General features: G+C 52.6%; 24 protein-coding genes and 1 pseudogene. 18 read left to right on the top strand and 7 right to left on the bottom strand.

Annotated features, from left to right (window positions below; all coding sequences use genetic code 11):
* Window positions 1–70: 70 nt before the first annotated feature.
* The 6 genes from ACFQO0_RS05135 to ACFQO0_RS05110 all read left to right on the top strand — a co-directional run bounded on the left by ACFQO0_RS05135 (window position 71) and on the right by ACFQO0_RS05110 (window position 5,358).
* Window positions 71–988: a transporter substrate-binding domain-containing protein gene (locus tag ACFQO0_RS05135; protein WP_382232946.1), complete on the top strand. Its 918-nt coding sequence runs from the start codon at window positions 71–73 to the stop codon at window positions 986–988.
* Window positions 989–1,087: 99 nt separating this feature from the next.
* Window positions 1,088–1,819 carry an amino acid ABC transporter permease gene (locus tag ACFQO0_RS05130; protein WP_382232945.1) on the top strand — a complete coding sequence of 244 codons (732 nt, stop codon included), beginning with the start codon at window positions 1,088–1,090 and terminating at the stop codon, window positions 1,817–1,819.
* On the top strand, window positions 1,812–2,498 hold the full coding sequence (locus ACFQO0_RS05125) for an amino acid ABC transporter permease (RefSeq protein ID WP_382232944.1): 687 nt from the start codon (window positions 1,812–1,814) through the stop codon (window positions 2,496–2,498). Before ACFQO0_RS05130 ends, ACFQO0_RS05125 begins: the two co-directional genes overlap by 8 nt.
* 11 nt (window positions 2,499–2,509) lie before the next feature.
* Window positions 2,510–3,235 (top strand): amino acid ABC transporter ATP-binding protein, encoded by a 726-nt coding sequence (locus ACFQO0_RS05120; RefSeq protein WP_382232943.1) that lies wholly within the window; start codon window positions 2,510–2,512, stop codon window positions 3,233–3,235.
* Window positions 3,236–3,449: 214 nt separating this feature from the next.
* A complete protein-coding gene (gene pyrC, locus ACFQO0_RS05115) occupies window positions 3,450–4,502 on the top strand; it encodes a dihydroorotase (protein WP_382232942.1) in 1,053 nt (350 codons plus the stop codon).
* Window positions 4,503–4,563: 61 nt separating this feature from the next.
* Window positions 4,564–5,358 (top strand): DUF3025 domain-containing protein, encoded by a 795-nt coding sequence (locus tag ACFQO0_RS05110; RefSeq protein ID WP_382232941.1) that lies wholly within the window; start codon window positions 4,564–4,566, stop codon window positions 5,356–5,358.
* Between the two features lie 59 nt (window positions 5,359–5,417).
* On the opposite strand, the gene ACFQO0_RS05105 is transcribed toward ACFQO0_RS05110, so the two are convergent.
* The 4 genes and pseudogenes from ACFQO0_RS05105 to ACFQO0_RS05090 all read right to left on the bottom strand — a co-directional run bounded on the left by ACFQO0_RS05105 (window position 5,418) and on the right by ACFQO0_RS05090 (window position 8,773).
* Window positions 5,418–5,810, bottom strand: a complete 393-nt coding sequence (locus tag ACFQO0_RS05105) for a hypothetical protein (protein WP_382234103.1) — start codon at window positions 5,808–5,810, stop codon at window positions 5,418–5,420.
* 117 nt (window positions 5,811–5,927) lie between these two features.
* Window positions 5,928–5,993 (bottom strand): annotated as a pseudogene (locus ACFQO0_RS05100) (SEC-C metal-binding domain-containing protein); the annotation flags it as partial.
* Between the two features lie 175 nt (window positions 5,994–6,168).
* Complete coding sequence (locus ACFQO0_RS05095) at window positions 6,169–7,299, bottom strand: porin (RefSeq protein WP_382232940.1); 1,131 nt, start codon at window positions 7,297–7,299, stop codon at window positions 6,169–6,171.
* A gap of 376 nt (window positions 7,300–7,675) precedes the next feature.
* A complete protein-coding gene (locus ACFQO0_RS05090) occupies window positions 7,676–8,773 on the bottom strand; it encodes a porin (protein ID WP_382232939.1) in 1,098 nt (365 codons plus the stop codon).
* A gap of 276 nt (window positions 8,774–9,049) precedes the next feature.
* On the opposite strand from ACFQO0_RS05090, the gene coq7 reads away from it, so the two are divergent.
* On the top strand, window positions 9,050–9,676 hold the full coding sequence (coq7, locus tag ACFQO0_RS05085) for a 2-polyprenyl-3-methyl-6-methoxy-1,4-benzoquinone monooxygenase (RefSeq protein ID WP_382232938.1): 627 nt from the start codon (window positions 9,050–9,052) through the stop codon (window positions 9,674–9,676).
* Between the two features lie 162 nt (window positions 9,677–9,838).
* Here the strand turns inward: coq7 and ACFQO0_RS05080 are convergent, their stop codons facing one another.
* Window positions 9,839–10,285 (bottom strand): OsmC family protein, encoded by a 447-nt coding sequence (locus tag ACFQO0_RS05080; RefSeq protein WP_382234027.1) that lies wholly within the window; start codon window positions 10,283–10,285, stop codon window positions 9,839–9,841.
* Between the two features lie 285 nt (window positions 10,286–10,570).
* Between ACFQO0_RS05080 and rplM the strand changes: the two genes are divergently transcribed.
* The 6 genes from rplM (at window position 10,571) to erpA (ending at window position 14,246) form a co-directional block, all read left to right on the top strand.
* Window positions 10,571–10,999 carry a 50S ribosomal protein L13 gene (rplM, locus tag ACFQO0_RS05075; protein ID WP_112992763.1) on the top strand — a complete coding sequence of 143 codons (429 nt, stop codon included), beginning with the start codon at window positions 10,571–10,573 and terminating at the stop codon, window positions 10,997–10,999.
* 9 nt (window positions 11,000–11,008) lie between these two features.
* Entirely contained in the window at window positions 11,009–11,401 is a 393-nt protein-coding gene (gene rpsI / locus ACFQO0_RS05070) for a 30S ribosomal protein S9 (RefSeq protein WP_011869816.1), read from the top strand.
* Between the two features lie 199 nt (window positions 11,402–11,600).
* On the top strand, window positions 11,601–12,638 hold the full coding sequence (argC, locus tag ACFQO0_RS05065) for an N-acetyl-gamma-glutamyl-phosphate reductase (protein ID WP_382232937.1): 1,038 nt from the start codon (window positions 11,601–11,603) through the stop codon (window positions 12,636–12,638).
* Between the two features lie 29 nt (window positions 12,639–12,667).
* Window positions 12,668–13,426: a DUF6776 family protein gene (locus ACFQO0_RS05060; RefSeq protein ID WP_382232936.1), complete on the top strand. Its 759-nt coding sequence runs from the start codon at window positions 12,668–12,670 to the stop codon at window positions 13,424–13,426.
* Between the two features lie 12 nt (window positions 13,427–13,438).
* Window positions 13,439–13,843, top strand: a complete 405-nt coding sequence (locus tag ACFQO0_RS05055) for a bactofilin family protein (protein WP_382232935.1) — start codon at window positions 13,439–13,441, stop codon at window positions 13,841–13,843.
* Between the two features lie 52 nt (window positions 13,844–13,895).
* Window positions 13,896–14,246: an iron-sulfur cluster insertion protein ErpA gene (gene erpA / locus ACFQO0_RS05050; protein WP_382232934.1), complete on the top strand. Its 351-nt coding sequence runs from the start codon at window positions 13,896–13,898 to the stop codon at window positions 14,244–14,246.
* A gap of 124 nt (window positions 14,247–14,370) precedes the next feature.
* On the opposite strand, the gene ACFQO0_RS05045 is transcribed toward erpA, so the two are convergent.
* A complete protein-coding gene (locus ACFQO0_RS05045; RefSeq protein ID WP_382232933.1) occupies window positions 14,371–15,504 on the bottom strand; it encodes an anhydro-N-acetylmuramic acid kinase in 1,134 nt (377 codons plus the stop codon).
* A 108-nt stretch (window positions 15,505–15,612) separates the two neighbouring features.
* A complete protein-coding gene (locus ACFQO0_RS05040; protein ID WP_382232932.1) occupies window positions 15,613–16,983 on the bottom strand; it encodes a M23 family metallopeptidase in 1,371 nt (456 codons plus the stop codon).
* 170 nt (window positions 16,984–17,153) lie between these two features.
* Here ACFQO0_RS05040 and tyrS point away from each other — a divergent pair, with 170 nt between their 5' ends.
* From tyrS to dusB, 5 genes are all read left to right on the top strand, one after another.
* On the top strand, window positions 17,154–18,395 hold the full coding sequence (gene tyrS / locus ACFQO0_RS05035) for a tyrosine--tRNA ligase (RefSeq protein WP_382232931.1): 1,242 nt from the start codon (window positions 17,154–17,156) through the stop codon (window positions 18,393–18,395).
* Between the two features lie 40 nt (window positions 18,396–18,435).
* A complete protein-coding gene (gene dtd / locus ACFQO0_RS05030) occupies window positions 18,436–18,885 on the top strand; it encodes a D-aminoacyl-tRNA deacylase (protein ID WP_382232930.1) in 450 nt (149 codons plus the stop codon).
* A gap of 75 nt (window positions 18,886–18,960) precedes the next feature.
* Window positions 18,961–19,614 (top strand): YbhB/YbcL family Raf kinase inhibitor-like protein, encoded by a 654-nt coding sequence (locus ACFQO0_RS05025; protein WP_382234025.1) that lies wholly within the window; start codon window positions 18,961–18,963, stop codon window positions 19,612–19,614.
* A gap of 12 nt (window positions 19,615–19,626) precedes the next feature.
* Window positions 19,627–20,271, top strand: a complete 645-nt coding sequence (locus ACFQO0_RS05020; protein WP_382232929.1) for a histidine phosphatase family protein — start codon at window positions 19,627–19,629, stop codon at window positions 20,269–20,271.
* Window positions 20,272–20,434: 163 nt separating this feature from the next.
* Window positions 20,435–21,451, top strand: coding sequence for a tRNA dihydrouridine synthase DusB (gene dusB, locus ACFQO0_RS05015; protein ID WP_382234023.1), 1,017 nt, complete (start codon window positions 20,435–20,437; stop codon window positions 21,449–21,451).
* The last annotated feature ends 42 nt before the right edge of the window (window positions 21,452–21,493 follow it).

The following is a 21,493-nucleotide window of genomic DNA, read 5'->3' as shown; positions in this document are numbered from 1 at the left end:
ACGTCACGCGCACTGGCTGGCCGCAAACCTCATCCGATTCCGCAGTTTTGCCAACCCTTGAGGAGGCAGCATGAAACGAACCAGATTATTTGCACTGCTGATGAGCGGGATGCTGCTTGCATTCACCGCGCCTGTCGTGCAAGCGCAGGAATTGACCGGTACCTTGAGGAAGATCAAGCAGACCGGCACCATGACCATCGGTCACCGCGAATCTTCGATTCCATTTTCTTACCTGGACAATCGTGCAGAGCCGATAGGCTATGCAATGGATCTTTGCATGAAGATTGTTGACGCGGTCAAGCATGACCTCAACATGCCCGGCTTGAAAGTCCGTATGCAGCCGGTTACATCCAGCAACCGCATTCCCTTGCTCAAGAATGGCACTATCGATCTGGAATGTGGCTCTACCACCAATTCGGTGGCGCGCCAAAAGCAGGTTGCGTTTGGCCCGACTTATTTCCTGATCAATGTCACTGCCGCGGTGAAAAAGACCTCGAACATCAATACGATTGCAGAACTGAATGGCAAGACTGTATCGACGACATCGGGTACGACATCCGTCCCTTTGTTGCGCAGCTATCAGAAAGGTAAGGATCCAAGTGGCAAGGAAGTAAGCGTCAAGGAAATCTACGGCAAGGATCATGCGGAATCCTTCCTGCTGATGGCGGAAGACAGAGCCGCGGCATTTGTGATGGATGACATTTTGCTGGCCGGACAGATTGCCAACGCCAAGCGGCCGGGAAACTACAAAATATTGCCGGAGTCCCTGCGTCAGGAGCCTTACAGCATGGTGTTGCGCAAGGATGATCCGCAGTTCAAGGCATTGGTGGACAAGGCCGTCGGCGACGTCATGCGTTCCGGCGAGATCAATCAGATTTATGCAAAGTGGTTCATGGCACCGATACCGCCGAGGAAATTGAATTTGAATTTCCCTATGCCAGCTGCGCTGGAAGAGGCATTCAAGCATCCGAATGACAAGGGCGTTTGAATCTGGTCGCGTGCGTTATTCGCATCACCATTTGTCAGTTGTTCGGGTGCGCGGACATCATGAAATACGCAAAGACTTTTGCCGGAAAAGGAATGCTGCATGGACCTGAATATATTTTTTGAGCCGATGTCCGCAGGCGATCCTACTTGGGGCGCCATGCTGTTGTCGGGGCTGGGCTGGACATTGGCGGTCGCCGCGCTGTCATGGATATGGGCTTTTGTGCTGGGATCGCTGGTAGGCATTGCGCGCACTTCTGAGCGGCGCTGGCTGCTTTTCCTCAGCGGCGCATATGTGGAATTGTTCCGCAACATTCCACTGTTGGTGCAGTTTTTCTTGTGGTATTTCGTTGTGCCGGGGGTGATCCCGGCGGTCAAGACGCTTGTGATTCAGCTTGACCCTATCGAGCAGCAATTCATTACGGCCGTGATCTGCCTCGGGTGCTTTACTGCCGCCCGCATTGCCGAACAAGTGCGTTCCGGCATTCAGGCTTTGCCGCGTGGTCAGCGCAATGCGGGTTACGCACTGGGATTGACACAGGCGCAAACCTATCGTTACGTGTTGCTGCCGATGGCTTACCGGATGATCATTCCACCCTTGACGTCGGAGTTGATGAACCTGATCAAGAACACTGCGGTTGCATATTCCATCGGTCTGGTTGAGCTGTTTTTCCGCACACGCGAAATGGGCGAGATGACCTTCCGCTATTTCGAGGCCTTTGCTGCCGCGACCTTGATGTATCTGGTGATTGCACTGGCAGCGAATCGGGTGATGGCCCTGATAGAGCGGCGTCTGGCGATTCCGGGACAGGCAGCGGGAGGCCGCCATGTCTGATTTCGACTTCGCGGTTATTCTCGATAGCTGGCCCTTGTTGTGGCTAGGCCTCAAGTACACGCTGCAGTTGACCGTCGTGGCCACGATAGGCGGCGTGATTCTGGGCACGCTACTGGCAATTGCGCGTCTCTCGCATTACAAGACCTTGTCCATGCTGGCCGCAGCCTATGTCAATGTGATGCGTTCGGTGCCGTTGCTGCTGGTGATCTTCTGGTTTTACTTCCTGATGCCGATAGTCTTGCAATCCGTGATGGGGTCGGAGTGGCCGATCGCAATCGGGGCCGATCGCTCTGCCTACATTACCTTCATCCTGTTTGAGGCCGCGTATTTTTGCGAAATCATGCGCGCCGGCATACAAAGTATTTCGAAAGGGCAGGTCAATGCCGGTTTTGCGCTGGGTTTGACTTATGGCCAATCGATGCGGCTTATCGTGTTGCCGCAAGCGGTACGCAATATGCTGCCGCTGTTGCTGACGCAGACCATCATTCTGTTTCAGGATGTGTCACTGGTGTCCTTGCTGAACGTCACGGATCTGGTTGGTGCATCCGTCAAGATTGCGCAGCGTGACAGTCGCGTGGTCGAGATGTATCTCTTTGTCGCCGTTGTGTATTTTGTGCTGAGCTTTGCGCTATCGATGGCAGTGCGGCAGGTACAAAAACGCTACGCCATCATTCGCTAAAGGAAAACCCGATGATCGAAATGGAAAACGTAAGCAAGTGGTATGGCAATTTCCAGGTGCTGACCGAATGTTCGACGCAGGTCGCCAAAGGCGATGTGGTCGTCGTATGCGGGCCTTCCGGTTCTGGTAAATCGACATTGATCAAGACGGTGAATGGCTTGGAGCCTTTTCAAAAAGGCCGCATCACTGTGGACGGGATTGCTGTCGGCGACCCGGGCACCGATATGTCTAAACTGCGCTCGCGCATCGGCATGGTGTTCCAGAATTTTGAATTGTTTCCGCATTTATCGATACGAGAAAATCTCACGCTGGGCCAGATCAAAGTGCTGGGTCGCAGCAAGGATGAGGCGATTGAACGGGGTTTGAAATATCTGGATCGCGTCGGCCTGATCGCGCAAAAGGATAAATTCCCAGGGCAATTATCCGGCGGGCAGCAGCAGCGTGTGGCGATTGCGCGCGCCTTGTCGATGGACCCGATAGCAATGTTGTTCGATGAGCCCACTTCGGCACTTGATCCGGAAATGATCAATGAAGTGCTGGATGTCATGGTCGGCTTGGCGCAGGATGGCATGACGATGATGGTCGTCACACATGAGATGGGGTTTGCAAAAAAAGTGGCGAACCGCGTGATCTTCATGGACCAGGGTTCGATAGTTGAAGATTGCACAAAAGATGAGTTCTTTGGTACGACGCGCTCTGATCGCGCACGCGATTTTTTGGCGAAGATTATCCACTGAGTTAGCTGCTGCTTTATCCACTTCTTTGGCCGCGTAGGCATTCGTTGATGCAGCAATCAGCGACCAAGTAATAAAGGAGTGATGACTACGCAGATAATGTGCGCGTAAGGAGTGTCTGCGCTTCTCACGGCAATTTCGTTCCCTCAACTGATCGAGATACCTCTCTTTTGAAAGCGAGCGGGTAAAATAGCGGCAATCCCAAGAAAGAACTGCTATGACCACGACACTCGCTCAGCCTTCCAGCATCACCATCACACGTCCCGACGATTGGCATCTGCATTTGCGTGACGGCGCCACCATCGCCTCTGTCTTGCCCGATACGGCGCGCCAGTTTGCACGCGCGATCGTGATGCCGAATCTCAAGCCGCCAGTGACCACTACGGAGCAAGCGATTGCATATCGGGATCGTATTCTCGCCGCCTTGCCGGCTGGCATGCAATTCGAGCCGCTGATGGTTTTGTACCTGACCGACAATACGCCGCCGGAAGAAATCCGGCGCGCCAAGGATAGTGGTGTCGTGCATGCAGTCAAACTTTATCCGGCTGGTGCGACGACCAATTCGGACGCGGGTGTCAGCGATTTGTCCAAATGTTACAAGACGCTGGAAATGATGCAAAAGCTGGGCATGCCGTTTCTGGTGCATGGTGAAGTGACCGATCCTGCAGTCGATATCTTCGACCGCGAGGCGGTCTTCATAGACCGCGTGATGCAACCTTTGCGTCGCGACATGCCGGAGTTGAAGGTTGTGTTCGAACACATCACGACCAAAGACGCGGTGCAGTACGTCGCGGAAGCAGATGGTCACGTAGCTGCAACGATTACCGCACATCATTTACTGTACAACCGCAACGAAATCTTCAAGGGCGGAATACGTCCGCACTACTATTGTCTGCCGGTCTTGAAGCGTGAAACACATCGTCAGGCCCTGGTTGCTGCAGCAATCTCGGGCAGCAATAAGTTCTTCCTCGGTACCGACTCTGCGCCACATCCGAAGGGCTTGAAAGAGCACGCTTGCGGTTGTGCCGGTTGCTATACTGCGCTGCACGCGATGGAGCTCTATACGCAGGCTTTCGATCAAGCCAATGCCTTGGACAAGCTTGAGCAGTTTGCCAGCTTCAATGGCCCGGATTTCTATCAGCTGCCGCGCAATACCGGGACAATCACGCTCAAACGCGAAGAGTGGCAATTGCCCGCCGAGCTGCCTTTAGGGAATACAACCTTGGTGCCTCTGAACGGCGGCGAGACGATAGGCTGGAAATTCGTCTGAGCCAGTCAGCAGCAGGTGTCAGCATTTTCGCCTGCCGCCAAAATATTGTAATGAGCAAGTTATGACCGCCGCATTCCTGGATATTGTCGACTGGTCTAGGCCTTGGCTTGCGCATGTCCGAGATATCGGACAACAGATAGCCGTTGCCGCCGATTGGCGTCAGGCATTGAATCTTCGCTTGGCGGAACTGGATCTGCGCAATCATCGCAACCTCCCCATTCAATTTGTGCCTCAGGCCGATCTGCCTGCAGAAACAGCTTACGAAACCTTCATCAGCAATACCGGCTTCGTCCCCACGCGCGACAATCTGCACGATTTTTTCAATGCGCTCGCCTGGCTAACCTTCCCACGCATTAAAGTCCAATTGAATGCATTGCAAGCGCTGGATATAGAGCGTGTGGCAGCGCAAAGTGCACAGGCCCCGCGCGGCAAGCTGCGTGATGCAGCCACCATCTTTGATGAAAATGCGGTGTTGCTGGTGACTTCGAATCAGACGTTGGTCAGCGCTTTGCGTGCGCATGAGTGGGAGCAGGCTTTTGTCACGCGTCGACAGGAGTTTGTGCAGGATTGTGGCGTCTTGTTATTCGGTCATGCGTTGATGGAGAAGTTGGTCGCGCCTTACAAGGCGATTACCGGACATTCGTGGATAGTTCCGCTGGAGCCTGATCTCGCGACTATGGTTTTTGAAGAGCGGTACGATGTGATCGACGCAGTCGTTGCGCAACAGTTGGCGCAGGGTTTGAGTACTGCTGATTTTTCACCGGTGCCGGTATTGGGTGTGCCGGGCTGGTGGCCGGATCAGGATCAGACGTTTTATCAAGACGTAACGGTATTTCGACCGATACGTGGGCGGTAAAAGTCCAGGTATTTTCGCAGCATGGCAGGAGGCTAATTGCTGCGATCCCTGTTGCAATATTAGCGCGATGCGGCATGCGATTCAAAAAGAGGAATGCCGCGCTGAATTTTGGTTTGCATGTCTTCTATGAAAGCCTGTGGCCCGTATCCCAGTGTCTCGCCGGCCTTTTCATAGAAAAATGGACGTCCCGTTTGACGGCTGAAGTTCATCATCCATTCCAACTCTCCTGCATCAAGGTCGCGCCCACCAAATGCGAGTCGATAGGCTAGTTGGCCACGCCAAGTGGTTTTGATGACGATCACACCCAACTTGGTCGGCTTGAAGGAGTCCGGGAAAGGGCTGTCAGAACCCACCCAGCCGCACTCGAATTGGCGACAGGGGGAGTCCGGTCTTGTTTCATAAATACTGCAGCCGCTATCGCGCACGAAATGGCAGCGCACGCCGGGTTTCATTTCATGGCCATAAATTGTCGACTTTAGCCAGCCGTCGCAGCAAGCAGTGCAATCTCCGCATTCGCGCGGAGTATTGCCAGCGCGTGGCGGGTGGATAAGTGCTATCTGTATCACTTGCCCGCAGCATTTCTTGTGTTTTTTACCGCTACCGCAAGGACATGGATCGTTTCTGCTGAGTTTCACTTCGTTAGCTACCTTTCATCGCAAGATATCATTATGCTGCGAGAAGATTTTTTTTGCTGCTTTGTATGGGACGAAGGCGCGATAAATTAGCTGCTGATTTTAGGAAATAAAAAAGGCACCCGAAGGTGCCTTTTTCTGCTGAAGTTCAAACCAAGCGAGCTAGGCTCGCCGGGAATTAGAACTTGTGACGAACGCCGACGTTGAACGAAGATGCGCTTTCGCCTGCTGGAGCCGAAGCTGCCAAGCCGATACGCGAACCGCTACCTGCGGCACCAGTACCGCTATCATTCGATGTACGCGAGTAGCCGGTGTACAAGTTTGTACGTTTCGACAAATCGTAGGTGTACATGATTGCAGCTTTTTTAGCATCAGCATTAGCTGTTGTACGGTTGTCGTTCACCGAGTACGAAGCAAACAGGTTACCTGCTGCGCCCAATGGGACACTTACGCCAGCCAAGTAGTTACGGTATTTAACTTCTGCGCCAGTTGCAGTTGTTTCGTTTTTGGTGTCAGCATATGCGCCGTGCAATTTCACTACGCCGAAATTGTAAGTCGCGCCCAAGAACATCAATTTGTTTTCGCCAGTTTGAACGGCTGGAACAGTTGCCGAACCAGTGCTGATGTCGACGTTGTTGTAAGCGAATTGAACATTTAATGGGCCATTTGCATAGCCTGCACCCAGACCGTAGGCGCTGTTAGCACCTGTATCGCCAGCTGCTTCGCCGAATGCATACGAACCAGCGAATTTAAAGCCGCCGAACGATGGTGTCGAATATTTAACTGCGTTCGAAACACGGCCGTTGTCGCCAGCCAATGCGCCGTTGAAGAACACGGTGCTGAGTGGAGCGATTGTGCCGCCGTCGCCGAACGGATCAATTTGATCGTAAGCGTCTTTGATTACTGAAGTTTGACGGCCCAGATTAACTGTACCGAAAGCAGCGCTTTGCAAACCAACAGTAGCGATACGGTTAAATACGTTGCTGGTTGTTGTTGTTGTGTAAGCCAAAGGAGTGCCAGCAGCTGTTGTTGTTGAAGTTGCGCCCATTGTGCCGGTATCAGCAGCAATTGTGCCTTCCAATTGGAACACTGCATTCAAGCCGCCGCCCAGATCTTCAGTACCTTTGAAACCGATACGGCTAGCCGATTGGCCGCCGGATTTGATGCCGTTCACGCTGCCAGCTGTAGCGCCGTTGTCTGTGTGGTCAAATCCCAAGTCAACGATACCGTAGACGGTAACCGACGATTGTGCCGATGCTGCACCAGCGAATGCGCCCAAAACGGCAAGAGCCAAAAGCGATTTTTTCATTTAGATGTTCCTCAAATGTTGTTTAGAAATACACGCTTATTAATAAGAGTGTACATATTCTGCGTAGCTGCCTGTCTTGCATGATCTTGATTGCAAGACGACAGATCGATTGAAACAAAATACGCGGGCACTGACAACCAAAATATCAAAAGGGTATGAATGAATCGGTTCGAGTGACGTTTTTTTGCAACAGGATAGTGCGTTCAAATTCCAAAATGAGGCATTGCTGTGTTGTCTTGATGCATTGCGGCAGGCAAGAGAGATGACTTTTTGTTATTTTTCTAGTTGTTCGTCATGTTTGAATTTCTTGTGCGGATTGCCAAGGGTGATCATGTATTGAGTTAGATTAAGGTATCGCGAGCCGATGCTTCTAATATTAAAACATATGATTAATGCCGACCGAGGTGCCGATTTGTCTAGTTTGCTGGCCCGGCTTTAACGCAACGATGCCATGCAAAACTGCCTGGTCGATATCTGCATATAGGCTGGTTCTGGATGAAAGCGCATAGGTTGCGCCGACGATGAAGAAGTTGCGTCTAGCGATTTCGCGGTTCGAGGTTTCCAGTGTGGTGCGGTAGTAGCCGCTGGTGAGGCTGACAATCGATGAGACATCGTAGCGCGCACCCAACCAGATGTTTTTGGCTTGGCTGGTGACTGTGGTTTCGGTCTTCGTATTGATATAACCGCCCGCAATCCGAATGTCGCCTATCTTGTATGCGCCGCCAAATGTGATTTGATCTTGGTCGCGGTAATCTTCAGCGGTGCCGCTTGCTGCGACATTTGGATTTTGTTTGGTGTAAGCGCTACCGATGGTAAATGTGCCATCTGTGTATCCGAGTCCGATGGCTTTGGCGCTTGCTGCAATGCTGCTGCCGGCGACTTCGCCCATCGAATATTCCGCGCTGGCGGTCCATCCGCCAAATTTCCCAAAATACTGAATGGCATTGCTAAAGCGCGGGCCGTCCACCGTCCCAAACGGTCGGCTGACTTTGCCGTCGTTGTTGCCGGCGACTGCGCCAGCCAGCGGAATGATATGGACGTAGCGGTACTGGAAGGGTTCATAGGCATACACCGCTTTGCATGCGACCGAGGGTTGGCGGCCGAAGTCGATCGAGCCGAAGGGGCCGGCGATGCCAACCGAGGAAATGCGGTTGAAGGCGCGCCCGTCCTTGTTATCGCTGGCGCCGGTTCCTGTATTGAAGCCGCCTTCCAGATGGAAGTGCGCATTCATGCCGCCGCCCAGATCTTCTGTCCCCTTGAATCCCAGGCGATTGTTATAGTACTCGCCGTTCGAGCCGATCTTGGTGGTGCTACCTGCCACGGTTGCATTCGTCAAGTGACGCACGCCGCCATCAATCGTGCCGTAGATGCTGATCGATGATTGAGGAGCGAGCGGGGCTTTGCGAAACTGGCTACCTTGCGGCTCAGCAGAAGGCGCGCGCGGATCACGGTCAAACGTTCCATAAATAGTCATGGATGGCGCTTGCGCATAAGCTGAAGTTGTCAGGACGCTTACGAAAATGGCCGCGATGTATGCCAATGTCAGAATGTCGGGGGTAGAACGTTTTATTTTTTGCATTCTTGTATTAACGTCCAGTAAATCAATTTCTATATGGCAAGCACAGGCTAAACGCAATTCGTATAATCTTCTTTTGACATCGGTTAGCATTCGCCAAATCAGGCGGATGTGTCGTGCTAGTCTGTCGCTCGGATGCAACAATCTTTTTGTTTTGATGTGGTTTGGAGTTTCATGACACCTTTTGATCAACTTATTCAACATTTTGACGGCGCTTTGCGTGTCATCAGTGGCGTTTCTGTAGCGTCTCGCCCTAGTCCTGCCGCAGGGTTGGCTGATGGCGCATTGGCGGATGCCGAGCGTCGTCATAGCGCGGGTTTGATGCGCGTCAATCACGTGGGCGAGGTGTGTGCTCAGGCCCTGTACCAGGCGCAAGCGCAGTTCGCGCATACGGAGGCAATTCGCCAGCAATTTTTGATCGCCGGTCGGGAAGAAGAGGATCACCTTGCCTGGACGGCGCAGCGGCTGCGCGAGCTGGGTTCACATCCAAGCTTACTTAATCCGCTTTGGTATGCCGGTGCATATGCGCTGGGTGCGGTGGCGGGCAAGTTGGGTGATGCGCGTAGTTTGGGGTTTGTGGTGGAGACCGAGCGTCAGGTCGAGGCGCATTTGAATGAGCATCTGCAGAAATTGCCGCCGCACGATGCCAAGTCGCTCGCTGTGGTCGCGCAAATGAGCGCGGATGAAGTCGCACATGGCGCAGCGGCGCAGGCATTGGGCGCGCAAGCGGTGTCACCGCTGGTGCAAAAAGGCATGAAAGCCATGTCGAAAATAATGACTTCTGCGGCTTACTATATTTAGTGCGATTGTTTAGTGTGTTCGCGAATGCTGGATAAGCAAGCAGCGAAACGTGGCGGGACTCTTGTCAGTTCAGCGATCGTGCCGCACTCAGCGCGAGTTACTGATTTAAAAGCCAACGGCCGCATATGTTTTAACGCATATGCGGCCGTTGATATTTCGATCTCAGGCGGCGGCAGGTGGCGATGCGGCGTCATCCACGATTTCGAAGGAATGCGTAATTTTTGCGGTTTTTTCCATCATGATGGATGCCGAGCAGTACTTGTCATGCGACAGTTTAATCGCGCGCTCCACGACATTGGGCTTCAGGTTACGGCCAGTGACCGTGAAGTGGAAATGTACTTTTGTGAATACTTTAGGATCGGTTTCTGCTCGCTCTGATTTGAGCGTTACTTCGCAACCGCGCACATCCTGGCCGCTTTTGCGCAAGATCACCACCACGTCGTATGCGGTACAGCCGCCAGTGCCGAGCAGGACGACTTCCATAGGACGTGGTGCAAGATTGCGACCTCCGCCTTCGGGCGCGCCATCCATCGCGACGACATGGCCGGAGCCGGTTTCAGCTAAAAAAGTCATGCCGGACAAGCCGGTCCAACGTACTGTGCATTCCATGATTTTCTCTTCATTTGCGATTAGTTGTGACATTGTAACTGTTTGGCGCTGCTGTCATAAACGCTAAAAACGAGCGAAAAGACAGATTCGCCACTGAAAGTGACTAAAACGACTCAATCAGCCAAGCAAATGCGCGAGTTTTTGTGATTAAGTTTGACGCTAAGTCATTGAAAAGACTATAATCTGCGGTTCTTTCGTTTGCTCAGGAAGAGATAACAAGGCCGAGTACGTGGCATCACTGCACGTAACCACCATTTGAGCGATTTAATTATTTAGGAAGTCATCATGAAAACCTTCTCCGCTAAAGGACACGAAGTCCAGCGCGATTGGTTCGTGATTGACGCGACGGACAAAGTCCTCGGACGTGTTGCCAGCGAAGTGGCACTCCGACTGCGCGGCAAGCACAAACCGGAATTTACCCCTCACGTCGATACAGGCGACTTCATTGTCGTCGTCAACGCAGGCAAACTGCGCGTGACCGGTACCAAAGCAACAGAAAAAACATACTATCGCCACTCGGGTTACCCAGGCGGTATCTATGAAACAAACTTCAAGAAAATGCAAGAGCGTTTTCCAGGTCGTGCGCTCGAGAAAGCGGTCAAGGGCATGTTGCCTAAAGGCCCACTCGGCTACGCGATGATCAAGAAGCTCAAAGTGTACGCTGAGGAAACTCATCCGCACGCCGCGCAGCAACCAAAAGCACTTGAACTGTAAGGAACGGACATGATCGGTAACTACAACTACGGAACCGGCCGTCGCAAAAGTGCAGTGGCTCGCGTTTTCATCAAATCGGGCTCCGGCCAGATCGTCGTCAACGGCAAGCCAGCGAATGAGTATTTTTCGCGCGAAACCGGTCTGATGGTGATTCGTCAACCTTTGGAATTGACCAACAATGTCGAAACTTTCGACATCATGGTTAACGTCAATGGCGGTGGCGAATCAGGTCAAGCGGGCGCTGTGCGTCACGGTATCACCCGTGCTTTGATCGACTACGATGCAACATTGAAACCAGAACTGTCGAAAGCCGGTTTTGTTACACGTGATGCACGTGAAGTTGAACGTAAAAAAGTTGGTCTGCGCAAAGCTCGTCGCGCAAAACAATTCTCGAAGCGTTAATCTGCATCCTGCGCGCATTGTTTGCGCGTCAGAAAAGCCGCCAGGTTCACGCTTGGCGGCTTTTTTCATCTGCGCTCGCATAATGGTGTTTGATCGGCTGGGGTTTGCATCGCTGTTACATCTTTTCGCTGCGCGGGTGAAACTATGAGGCGGAATCGCCTGTTAAAATAAAACGAAGTAATTTTTGCCAGGAAGAAACATGATCAAGGTTGGTATCGTTGGAGGTACGGGTTATACCGGGGTTGAATTGCTGCGTATTTTGGCGACACACCCTGACGTCGCATTGACCGCAATTACTTCGCGCAAGGAAGATGGTGTGCCAGTCGCTGACATGTTCCCCTCATTGCGCGGGCGCGTGGATCTGGCATTTTCTTCGCCGGACAAAGCCAAATTGACTGAATGCGATGTCGTCTTTTTTGCCACGCCGCACGGCGTCGCCATGGCGCAGGCGCCTGAGTTGCTGGCGGCCGGTGTCAAGGTCATCGATCTGGCTGCCGACTTCCGTTTGCAGGATATTGCAGCATTCGAGAAGTGGTACAAGATGCCGCACAGCTGCCCTGAGTTGTTGCAAGAGGCAGCATATGGCTTGGTTGAATTGAACCGTGATGCGATCCGCAAGGCGCGCATCGTTGGTAATCCCGGCTGCTATCCAACCACCATGCAACTCGGCTTGGCTCCCTTGCTTAAAGCCGGCGTGATTGATGCTTCGCATTTGATCGCAGATTGCAAATCGGGCGTATCGGGCGCAGGGCGCAAGGCTGAAGTCGCCACCTTGTTCTCTGAAGCGGGCGATAATTTCAAGGCGTATGGTGTTTCGGGTCATCGTCATTTGCCAGAAACTCTGGAGCGTCTGAATACCCTGACGAAAGATAAAGTCGGATTGTTGTTTACGCCGCATCTGACGCCGATGATACGTGGCATGCATTCGACCTTGTACGCGCGTTTGACGAAAGAAGTTGATAACACGGCGCTGCAAGCCCTGTTTGAAAATGCATACAAGGATGAGCCGTTTGTTGATGTGATGCCGTTTGGTTCACATCCAGAAACCCGCTCTACCCGTGCGTCGAATATGCTGCGGATTGCGCTGCACAGACCGAACGACGGCGACACCGTTGTGGTGCTGGTGGTGCAGGATAATCTGGTCAAAGGTGCATCCGGACAGGCTGTGCAGTGTATGAATCTGATGTTTGGCCTTGACGAAAAAACTGGCTTGATGCATGTGCCTATTTTGCCTTGATGCGCCCGTAATGATACCTAGCTGACGTCATGGCGAACAAGCCAAAGCCGGTATTCAAATCTCTGCGCCGTAAACTTTGGTGGCAGCGCTGGTCGGTGTCGCCTGCGCGGATGACAATCAAGAATCACCTGCCGTGGCCTTTGCGTGTGCTGCTGATTACCGTCGTATTAGGTTTGAGCGGCGCGATTGCAATGTGGACTTATGATTTGGGTCGGAGTTTTACAGGGTTCAAGCCCGCTGCGACGGTGGAACAGCTCAGTTCACTGCAAGAACGGGTGACAGAAATCAGTGCCGAGCGCGATCGTTTTCAAACCACGGTCAATGCGGCGGAAAGCCAGTTGAATATAGAGCGTTCCTTGCAGGCGCAATTAAACCGGCAAATCAAGACGCTGGAATCGGAAAACAGCAAGCTCAAGGATGACCTGTCTTTTTTTGAAAGTCTGCTGCCTACCAATACCGGAGCAGACGGCATTACCATCCGTCGTTTCAAGGTGGAGATGGCCGAGCCGACGCAGTTGCGCTATCGGTTGTTATTAATGCAAGGTGGTAAATCCGTTTCAGATTTTGCGGGGAATTATCAGCTTGTTGTGACGCTGTTGCAGGAGGGTAAAAGTGCTATGATGACCTTCCCAAAATCGGATGCCCCCGATAAATTCAAGCTGTCATTCAAGCATTATCAACGCGTCGAAGGTGTGATCGCTCTGCCAGAAGGCGCGACTGTAAAGTCAGTCCAGATCAAGGTTCTGGAAAGAGGCGCGATGCGTGCGCAGCAATCTGCAAATTTGTAAAGGAGCATCATCATGTTTGGCCGTAAAACCAAAAGTACGATTGATAGTCTGATAGGCGCTGCGACAAATATCACCGGCAATGTGCACTTCAAAGGTGGCTTGCGCATAGATGGGCACGTAAAAGGCGATGTGATTGCCGACGAAGATGAAACCAGTATGCTGGTTATTTCCGAGCACGCTAAAGTCGAAGGTGAAGTACGCGTCGCGCATTTGCTAGTCAATGGCACTATTATCGGACCGGTATTTTCATCGGAATTGCTTGAATTGCAGCCGAAAGCCCGCATAACTGGTGATGTGCATTACAAAGCGTTGGAAATGCATGGCGGTGCCGTGGTATCGGGTAAATTGACTCACGACACAATAGATACGCCACTTTTGAAACTCGCCGTACCCATACTTGCGGCCAATAATACGTAAAGTCCGGTACAGGTCTATAATGTGAAGTACCGTTTTCCAGCAGGAGTCTGAAATGAATGCAATTGCCGAAATGCCATCCCCTATCCTCTTCAGCGACAGTGCTGCGGCCAAGGTTGCCGAACTGATCGAAGATGAAGGCAATCCGGATCTGAAACTGCGGGTCTTCGTGCAAGGTGGCGGTTGCTCGGGCTTCCAATACGGCTTTACATTTGATGAAATCGTCAATGAAGATGACACGACGATGACCAAAAATGGCGTGCAATTATTGATCGACTCAATGAGCTACCAGTATCTGGTTGGCGCAGAAATCGATTACAAAGACGATCTTGAAGGTGCGCAATTCGTGATCAAGAATCCGAATGCTACGACGACTTGCGGCTGCGGTTCATCTTTCTCCGCATAATCCAGGCAAACCGTTTCTATAAAAAAAGCGCAGATTTATCTGCGCTTTTTTTATGCCTGAAGCGAATGGCAAGGTCCTTGTGTGCTTATGGGTTCAGGAGCCTGAACGTAGATTCCAGCCGATTTCAGGCTGGATACAAGGCACCCAAAATTCTCAAGCCACGCGCGCCGGTCACCGAGGGAAGATTGGCCGGTTCCCGCATATAAAAGCGCTGTGCCAGCCATGCGAAAGCCAATGCTTCGACTTGATTCGGGGCGACGCCCAATGCTTCGGTCGACTCCACCCGTATCGTCGGATTATGCAGTTTCAATGCAAAGTGTATGAGTGTCGTCAGATAACTATTGTATGCGCCGCCACCGCAGACATACACAGCCTCAGTTTGCGGCGCATGCAGTTTGATGGCATCGCTCAACGTAGCGGCGGTAAATACGGTCAGCGTCGCCTGTACGTCGGCGCTGGGAATGCCGGGAAAATTCGCCAGCTTTTGTGCCAGCCACGCCGGATGAAACAAATCGCGACCTGTGCTTTTAGGCGGTGGTGCACTGAAAAATGCTTCATCGCGCAAGGCTTTCAGTAATTCCGTGTGCACCTTGCCGGTTTTTGCCCAATCGCCATTGGCGTCATAGGGCAAGCCATTGTGTTGCGCAATCCATGCATCCATCAAGACATTGCCAGGGCCGGTATCAAAGCCGATCACGGGCGCATCTGCCTGTTGCGGCAGGATGCTGATATTGCTGATACCACCTATATTCACGACGACACGATTTTCAGTACTGCTGCTGAACAGCGCGCGATGAAATGCCGGAACCAGGGGCGCCCCTTGTCCGCCGGCCGCAATATCACGGCTGCGAAAATCCGCGACGACATCAATGCCTGTCCATTCAGCCAGCAAGGCCGGGTTATTCGTTTGACGTGTATAGCCGGCTTCAGGGCGATGCCGTATGGTTTGCCCGTGTACGCCGATGGCCACTACATCACTGGTCGCGACCTTGGCTTCTCGCAGCAAAGTACCGACGCATTCTGCATAGTATTCGGCGAGCTGTTGCGCTACGAGCGCTTCACGATGGATTTCATCCAGCCCGGCAGTTTGCAGGGCCATCAAATCGGCTCGCAATGCCTCAGGGAACTCAACGTAGGCTGCTCCCAACGTTTGTTGCGGCGTGCCATCACTGGAAAAAGCCGTCAGTACGCCATCCACGCCGTCGAGACTGGTGCCGGACATCAAGCCGATAAAAAGGGAGGCAGGAATAGTGGACATAAAAAAACCGTTAGTCAGAGTTAAGTGATTTTAAGTCACTACGCGCTGAACCAACGGTTTTTACTGCGAGCAGCCTGAATTGAACAGATGCTATTAAATTCGACTCAATTATTTTGACGCCAGACGGACACTATTATTTTCTGGTGTCAACAGCGCAAAGCGATGCGACATTTCGCCTGCAACAGCACGGAAGCGCTGCATTTGAGCGGCAGCCAGAGGCTGTGCGTTCGGGATATCAACCGTCATCGGATCGCGCGCTTGATTGTTGACACGGAACTCGTAATGCAAGTGCGGGCCGGTTGACCAGCCAGTGGTACCGACGTAGCCGATCACCTGGCCTTGACTGACTTTTGTCCCCTTGCGCAGATTGGTGGCGAAGCGGCTCATATGTGCATATGCGGTCGAGTAATTCGACCAGTGCTTGATGACGACCACATTGCCGTAGCCGCCTTGCTTGCCGGCGAAATCGATAGTGCCATCGCCGGCAGCACGTATTGGCGTGCCGGTTGCTGCCGCGAAGTCCACGCCTTTATGCGCTTTCCACAAGCCGGAAATCGGATGCTTGCGCAGGGAAAAGCCGGACGAAATACGGGAAAATTCCAGCGGTGATTTGAGGAAGGCCTTCTTTAATGATTTTCCGTCAAACCCATAATAACCGCCGCTTTGTGCGCTGCCCGGATCTTCAAACCATACCGACTGATAAGTCGCCGGACCATTCATGAATTCACCCGCCAGCACCCGACCTGCATGCACGTACTCGCCGTTTTGCCAAAAGGTTTCATAGACGACATTGAAGCGGTCGCCGCGACGCAGATCGGAGCCGAAGTCGATGTCGGTAGAAAACATATCGACAATCTGCGACGCGACGTTATCAGGGATTTGTGCCGCATCGGTCGCAGCAAACAGGGACGACTTGATCGTGCCCGAACGCATCTCGACACGCCGCTCCATCGCGACCGGTGTTTCCACCGCCTTGAACTGATTGCCTTCGCGTGTGATCACGATATTGCGCATCGCGTCGTTGCGGCCGCTGGAAATCGTACTGCTCAGCCAATTCAATTCACCGGCTTCATCGGTTTGTGCCTGTACACGCTTGCCAGCTTTTAACTGCATGACATTGCGCGCAATCGGATCAGACTTGATGAAAGTCGCCGCATTACTGTCATCTACGCCTAAACGATTCAGCAAGGTCGCCAGCGTATCGCCGGAGCGCACGCGCTCTTCGCTGATATAGTTTTGGCGGCTGCTTTCAAGCGCGGCAATCTGCTCGGCCAGTTCCGGCAGAGCTAATTCCTGCGTGATGGATTTGATCGGTAAGTCGTCTGCATCGGGAGCCATAGGCGCAACACCTGCCGCACCGAAAGCGCAGACTGCCAGCAATAGTGCGGAGCCAGAGACAACGCGTGTTTTGCGAGATGAGCCGAGTAAGAGTTTTTTGCTGCGTGAGCCTGCGCTCAGTAATTTATTTAATGTGAACATGCAATAAGTTAAAATCTGCCGTTTGTTCAGTTTCTCTTTCTTAGAGCTGTGATTCGTTGATACACGGCAATGATAAAAAGTATCTGAAAATAAAATAAAAAAAGCATTGTACCTACTTCAGCTTTTGTTACTCCCGTTTCTTACAAACTTTACAAATTTAAATTCGCGATATGGACGTTTCTTCTAGCAACAAACCGGTGCAATTGCCTCTCTCCGACGCAGTACAAGAGGCCTTGACGGTCGCCAAGCGCGGCGTTGAAGAATTGTTAATCGAATCTGAATTTGCACAAAAACTGGCGCGCTCCGAACAAAGCGGCAAACCTTTGCGCATCAAACTCGGGCTGGACCCAACTGCACCGGATTTGCACCTCGGCCACACCGTCGTATTAAACAAGATGCGTCAGCTGCAAGATTTGGGCCATCAGGTGATCTTTTTGATCGGCGATTTTACGTCGATGATTGGCGATCCATCGGGTCGCAACATCACGCGTCCGCCCTTGACGAAAGAGCAAATCGACGAAAACGCGAAGACCTATTTTGCGCAAGCAAGTCTGGTGCTTGATCCATCGCGCACCGAGATTCGTTTCAACTCTGAATGGTGCGATCCCTTGGGTGCGCGCGGGATGATCGAGCTAGCCGCCAAATACACGGTGGCGCGGATACTGGAGCGAGAAGATTTCACCAAACGCTTTCATTCGAATACGCCAATTTCGCTGCATGAATTTCTGTATCCGCTGATGCAGGGCTACGATTCGGTGGCGTTGAAGTCGGATCTGGAGCTGGGCGGCACCGATCAGAAATTCAATCTGCTGGTAGGCCGCGAATTGCAAAAGAGTTACGGTCAGGAGCAGCAATGTATTTTGACTATGCCTTTGCTGGAAGGTCTGGATGGCGTAGAGAAAATGTCGAAGTCCAAAGGCAACTACATCGGCATCACCGAGCCGGGCAATACGATGTTCGCCAAGCTGATGAGTATTTCCGATGTGATGATGTGGCGTTATTACGAATTGTTGTCCTTCCGTTCGCTGGCCGAAATCGCACAATTCAAAAAAGAAATCGAAGGTGGCCGCAATCCGCGCGATGTCAAAGTCTTGTTGGCGCAGGAAATCGTTGCGCGCTTCCATTCGGTGCAAGCGGCAGAGGATGCGCTTGCGGATTTCGTCAATCGCTCCAAAGGTGGCATCCCTGACGAGATTCCGGAAGTTGTCTTGAGCGGAGCACCGCTCGGTATCGGTCAATTGTTGAAGCAGGCAAATCTGTGCCCATCGACGTCAGAAGCGTTGCGCATGGTGGAGCAGGGTGGCGTGCGTATTGACGGAGCCGTCGTGAGCGACAAGGCCTTGAAAGTGGACGCGGGTACGGTGGTGGTGCAAGTTGGCAAGCGCAAATTTGCGCGCGTAACTTTGTCGTGATCCGGCTCTTGCCCACAATTTTTTTTGTTAAAGCCACAGCGTGATTGCCTTGTTGCAGCGCGTAACGTGCGCCAGCGTCGTCGTCAACGATCTGACAGTGGGTGCGATTGACGCAGGCTTGCTGGTGCTGGTCTGCGCCGAGCGTGGCGATACGGAAAAAGAAGCGGATGCTTTGCTGGGCAAGCTGTTGTCATATCGGGTGTTTTCCGACGAGGCAGGGAAAATGAATCGCAGCGTGACGGAAGTGGCAGGTGGTTTGTTGCTGGTGCCGCAATTTACCTTGGCGGCAGATACGCAAAGCGGCACGCGCCCGTCATTTACGCCGGCTGCCGCCCCGGAGTTGGCGCGTCGCTTGTTTGATTATTTTGTCATACAAGCCGGAAAGAAACAGGCGCGCGTGGCGACCGGTCAGTTTGGTGCCGACATGCAAGTCTCGTTGACGAATGATGGGCCGGTAACTTTCTGGTTGCAGGTCAAGCCGGCGATTTGAAATGCTCCTGTATTGTGTACAGAACATTGATACAGCATTCATAATCATCCGACATCAATCACAGTGGAGCACATGATGAAGCTATGGAGTGATTCTTTCAAAGACGGCCGCGCTATTTCAGGCGAATACGCATTTTGCGTGATCGATCCAGTGACGCATGTTGCCTTGTCGACTAACAAAAATCCGCATCTGGCCTGGAGTGATGTGCCTGCCGGCACCCAATCATTGGCGTTGATTGTGCATGATCCTGATGTGCCGTCGCGTGGCGATGATGTCAATCAGGAGGGTAAAACCGTTCCCGCCGATTTGCCGCGTGTCGATTTCTTCCACTGGGTGCTGGTCGATTTGCCTGCAAATACCACTGAGATAGCTGCCGCTTCATTTTGCTCCAGCGTGACAGCGCGTGGCAAATCCGGTCCTGCAATTGCGGATTCGCCTATCAAGACGGCACAGGTTGCGCCACGTCACGGCATCAATGATTACACCGGCTGGTTTGCGCAGGATGCGCAGATGAGCGGCGATTATTTTGGTTACGATGGCCCTTGTCCGCCATGGAATGATTCCATAGTGCATCGCTATGTGTTCACCCTCTATGCGCTGGATATTGCGCAACTGCCTGTCGATGGCAAGTTCACCGGCGCGCAAGTGCGGGATGCGATTGCCGGCCATGTGCTGGAACAGGCCAGTATCTGCGGGCTGTATGGATTGAACCCCGGCGTGCCGATTTAATACGATAAGAACATGACTGAGATATTGTTGATTCGCCATGGCGAAACCGATTGGAATGTCGAGAAGCGTTTGCAAGGCCATCACGATATCGATTTGAATCGTGAAGGTATGCGTCAGGCGGCAGCGCTAGGCGTTGCACTATTGAACGAGCCGCTGGATGCGATTTTTTCCAGTGACTTGAAACGCGCATTAGGGACGGCGCAAGGGATTGCGATTCCACGCGGCTTGAGTATTCAACTAGACCAGGGTTTGCGTGAACGCTGCTTCGGCTGCTTGGAGGGATTGATACATCCGGAGATCAAGGCCCGCTTCCCGGACGATTATGCCGCATGGCAAAGACGCGATATCGATGCGCGCTATCCGCCCGGCGAATTCCACGCAGAAACCTTGCGTGAATTTTCAACGCGCGCGATAGATACGATTACTGCATTGGCCCAGGGACATCGCAAAATTGCGGTGGTGACGCATGGTGGTGTCCTCGACTCTGTGTATAGACGGGCGAAAAACATGGGCTATGAGCATCCGCGTGATTTTGATGTGCTCAATGCCAGCATTAACCGCGTGACCTGGGACGGTACAAATTTTCATATATTGACATGGGCAGACGTCGCGCATCTTTCACACGCCGCGCTGGATGAAAGCGACAACATCGCGTAGCCCTCTGAAGTAAATAAATTGATAACAAAAGGCAGCGAAAGCTTGAGATGAAACCCCGCGTCGTGTCGTATTTCATCTCCTTTGCTTGCTTTTAAACCAAAACACGTCTGAGGCGCTGGCGGATGCAGCTAAAATAGCGCTTTGCTTATTGCCAGTCCGCCTCGTGAACATCGGCCCGTATGCCCTACCCAACAATGTATTTGTCGCCCCGATGGCTGGGGTGACGGATAGACCGTTTCGCCAGTTGTGCAAGCAATTGGGCGCAGGTTATGCAGTGTCGGAAATGGCGGCGTCCAATCCGCGTTTATGGGCGACCGATAAATCCACGCGCCGGACAAATCACGATGGCGAGGTCGAACCCAAGGCAGTGCAGATCGCTGGTGCTGATCCCGTCATGCTGGCTGAGTGCGCGAAGTTCAATGTCGATCGCGGTGCGCAAATCATCGATATCAATATGGGGTGTCCGGTCAAGAAGGTGTGTAACAGCTGGTGCGGTTCGGCTTTGTTGCAACACGAATCGCTAGTGGCCGAGATACTCGAAACGGTGGTGTCCGCTGTCGATGTTCCTGTAACGCTGAAATTTCGTACCGGCTGGGATAGGGCGCACAAGAATGCGCTGAACATTGCGCATATCGCCGAGCAGAGCGGCATTGCGATGCTGACCCTGCATGGCCGCACACGCGCCGATGGTTACAGCGGCGATGCAGAATACGAAATGATCAAGGCAGTCAAAGCGGCGGTGGCGATTCCGGTGGTTGCCAATGGCGATATCACGACGCCTGAGAAAGCACGCTTTGTGCTGGAAACCACGGGTGCTGATGCGATCATGATCGGCCGCGCCGCGCAGGGGCGGCCGTGGATATTTCGCGAGATCGATCATTATTTGCGCACCGGCACATATTTGCCCGCGCCCATGATTTCTGAAGTGCGCACATTGATGGATGAACATTTGCGCGCGCATTATGCTTTTTACGGTGAATATTTGGGGGTGCGTACTGCCCGTAAACACATAGGCTGGTATGTGCGCGAGTTGATAGGCGGGGAAGAATTCCGCCAGCAAATGAACCGCCTGGAAGACTGCGAACAGCAATTGGCCGCCGTGAATACCTTTTTTGATTTGCAGTTGAGCCACGGCGAACGGTTACAATATCGTCCGACTGAAGAAAAGTTGGCCGCCTGATAATCGGGGCCGGCGTCGTCATTGATCTGGTGAAATGATGAT

Origin of the sequence: Herminiimonas aquatilis (assembly GCF_042665175.1) — a bacterium.
GTDB lineage: Bacteria > Pseudomonadota > Gammaproteobacteria > Burkholderiales > Burkholderiaceae_D > Oxalicibacterium > Oxalicibacterium aquatilis.
This window is presented reverse-complemented; position numbering and strand designations above follow the sequence as displayed.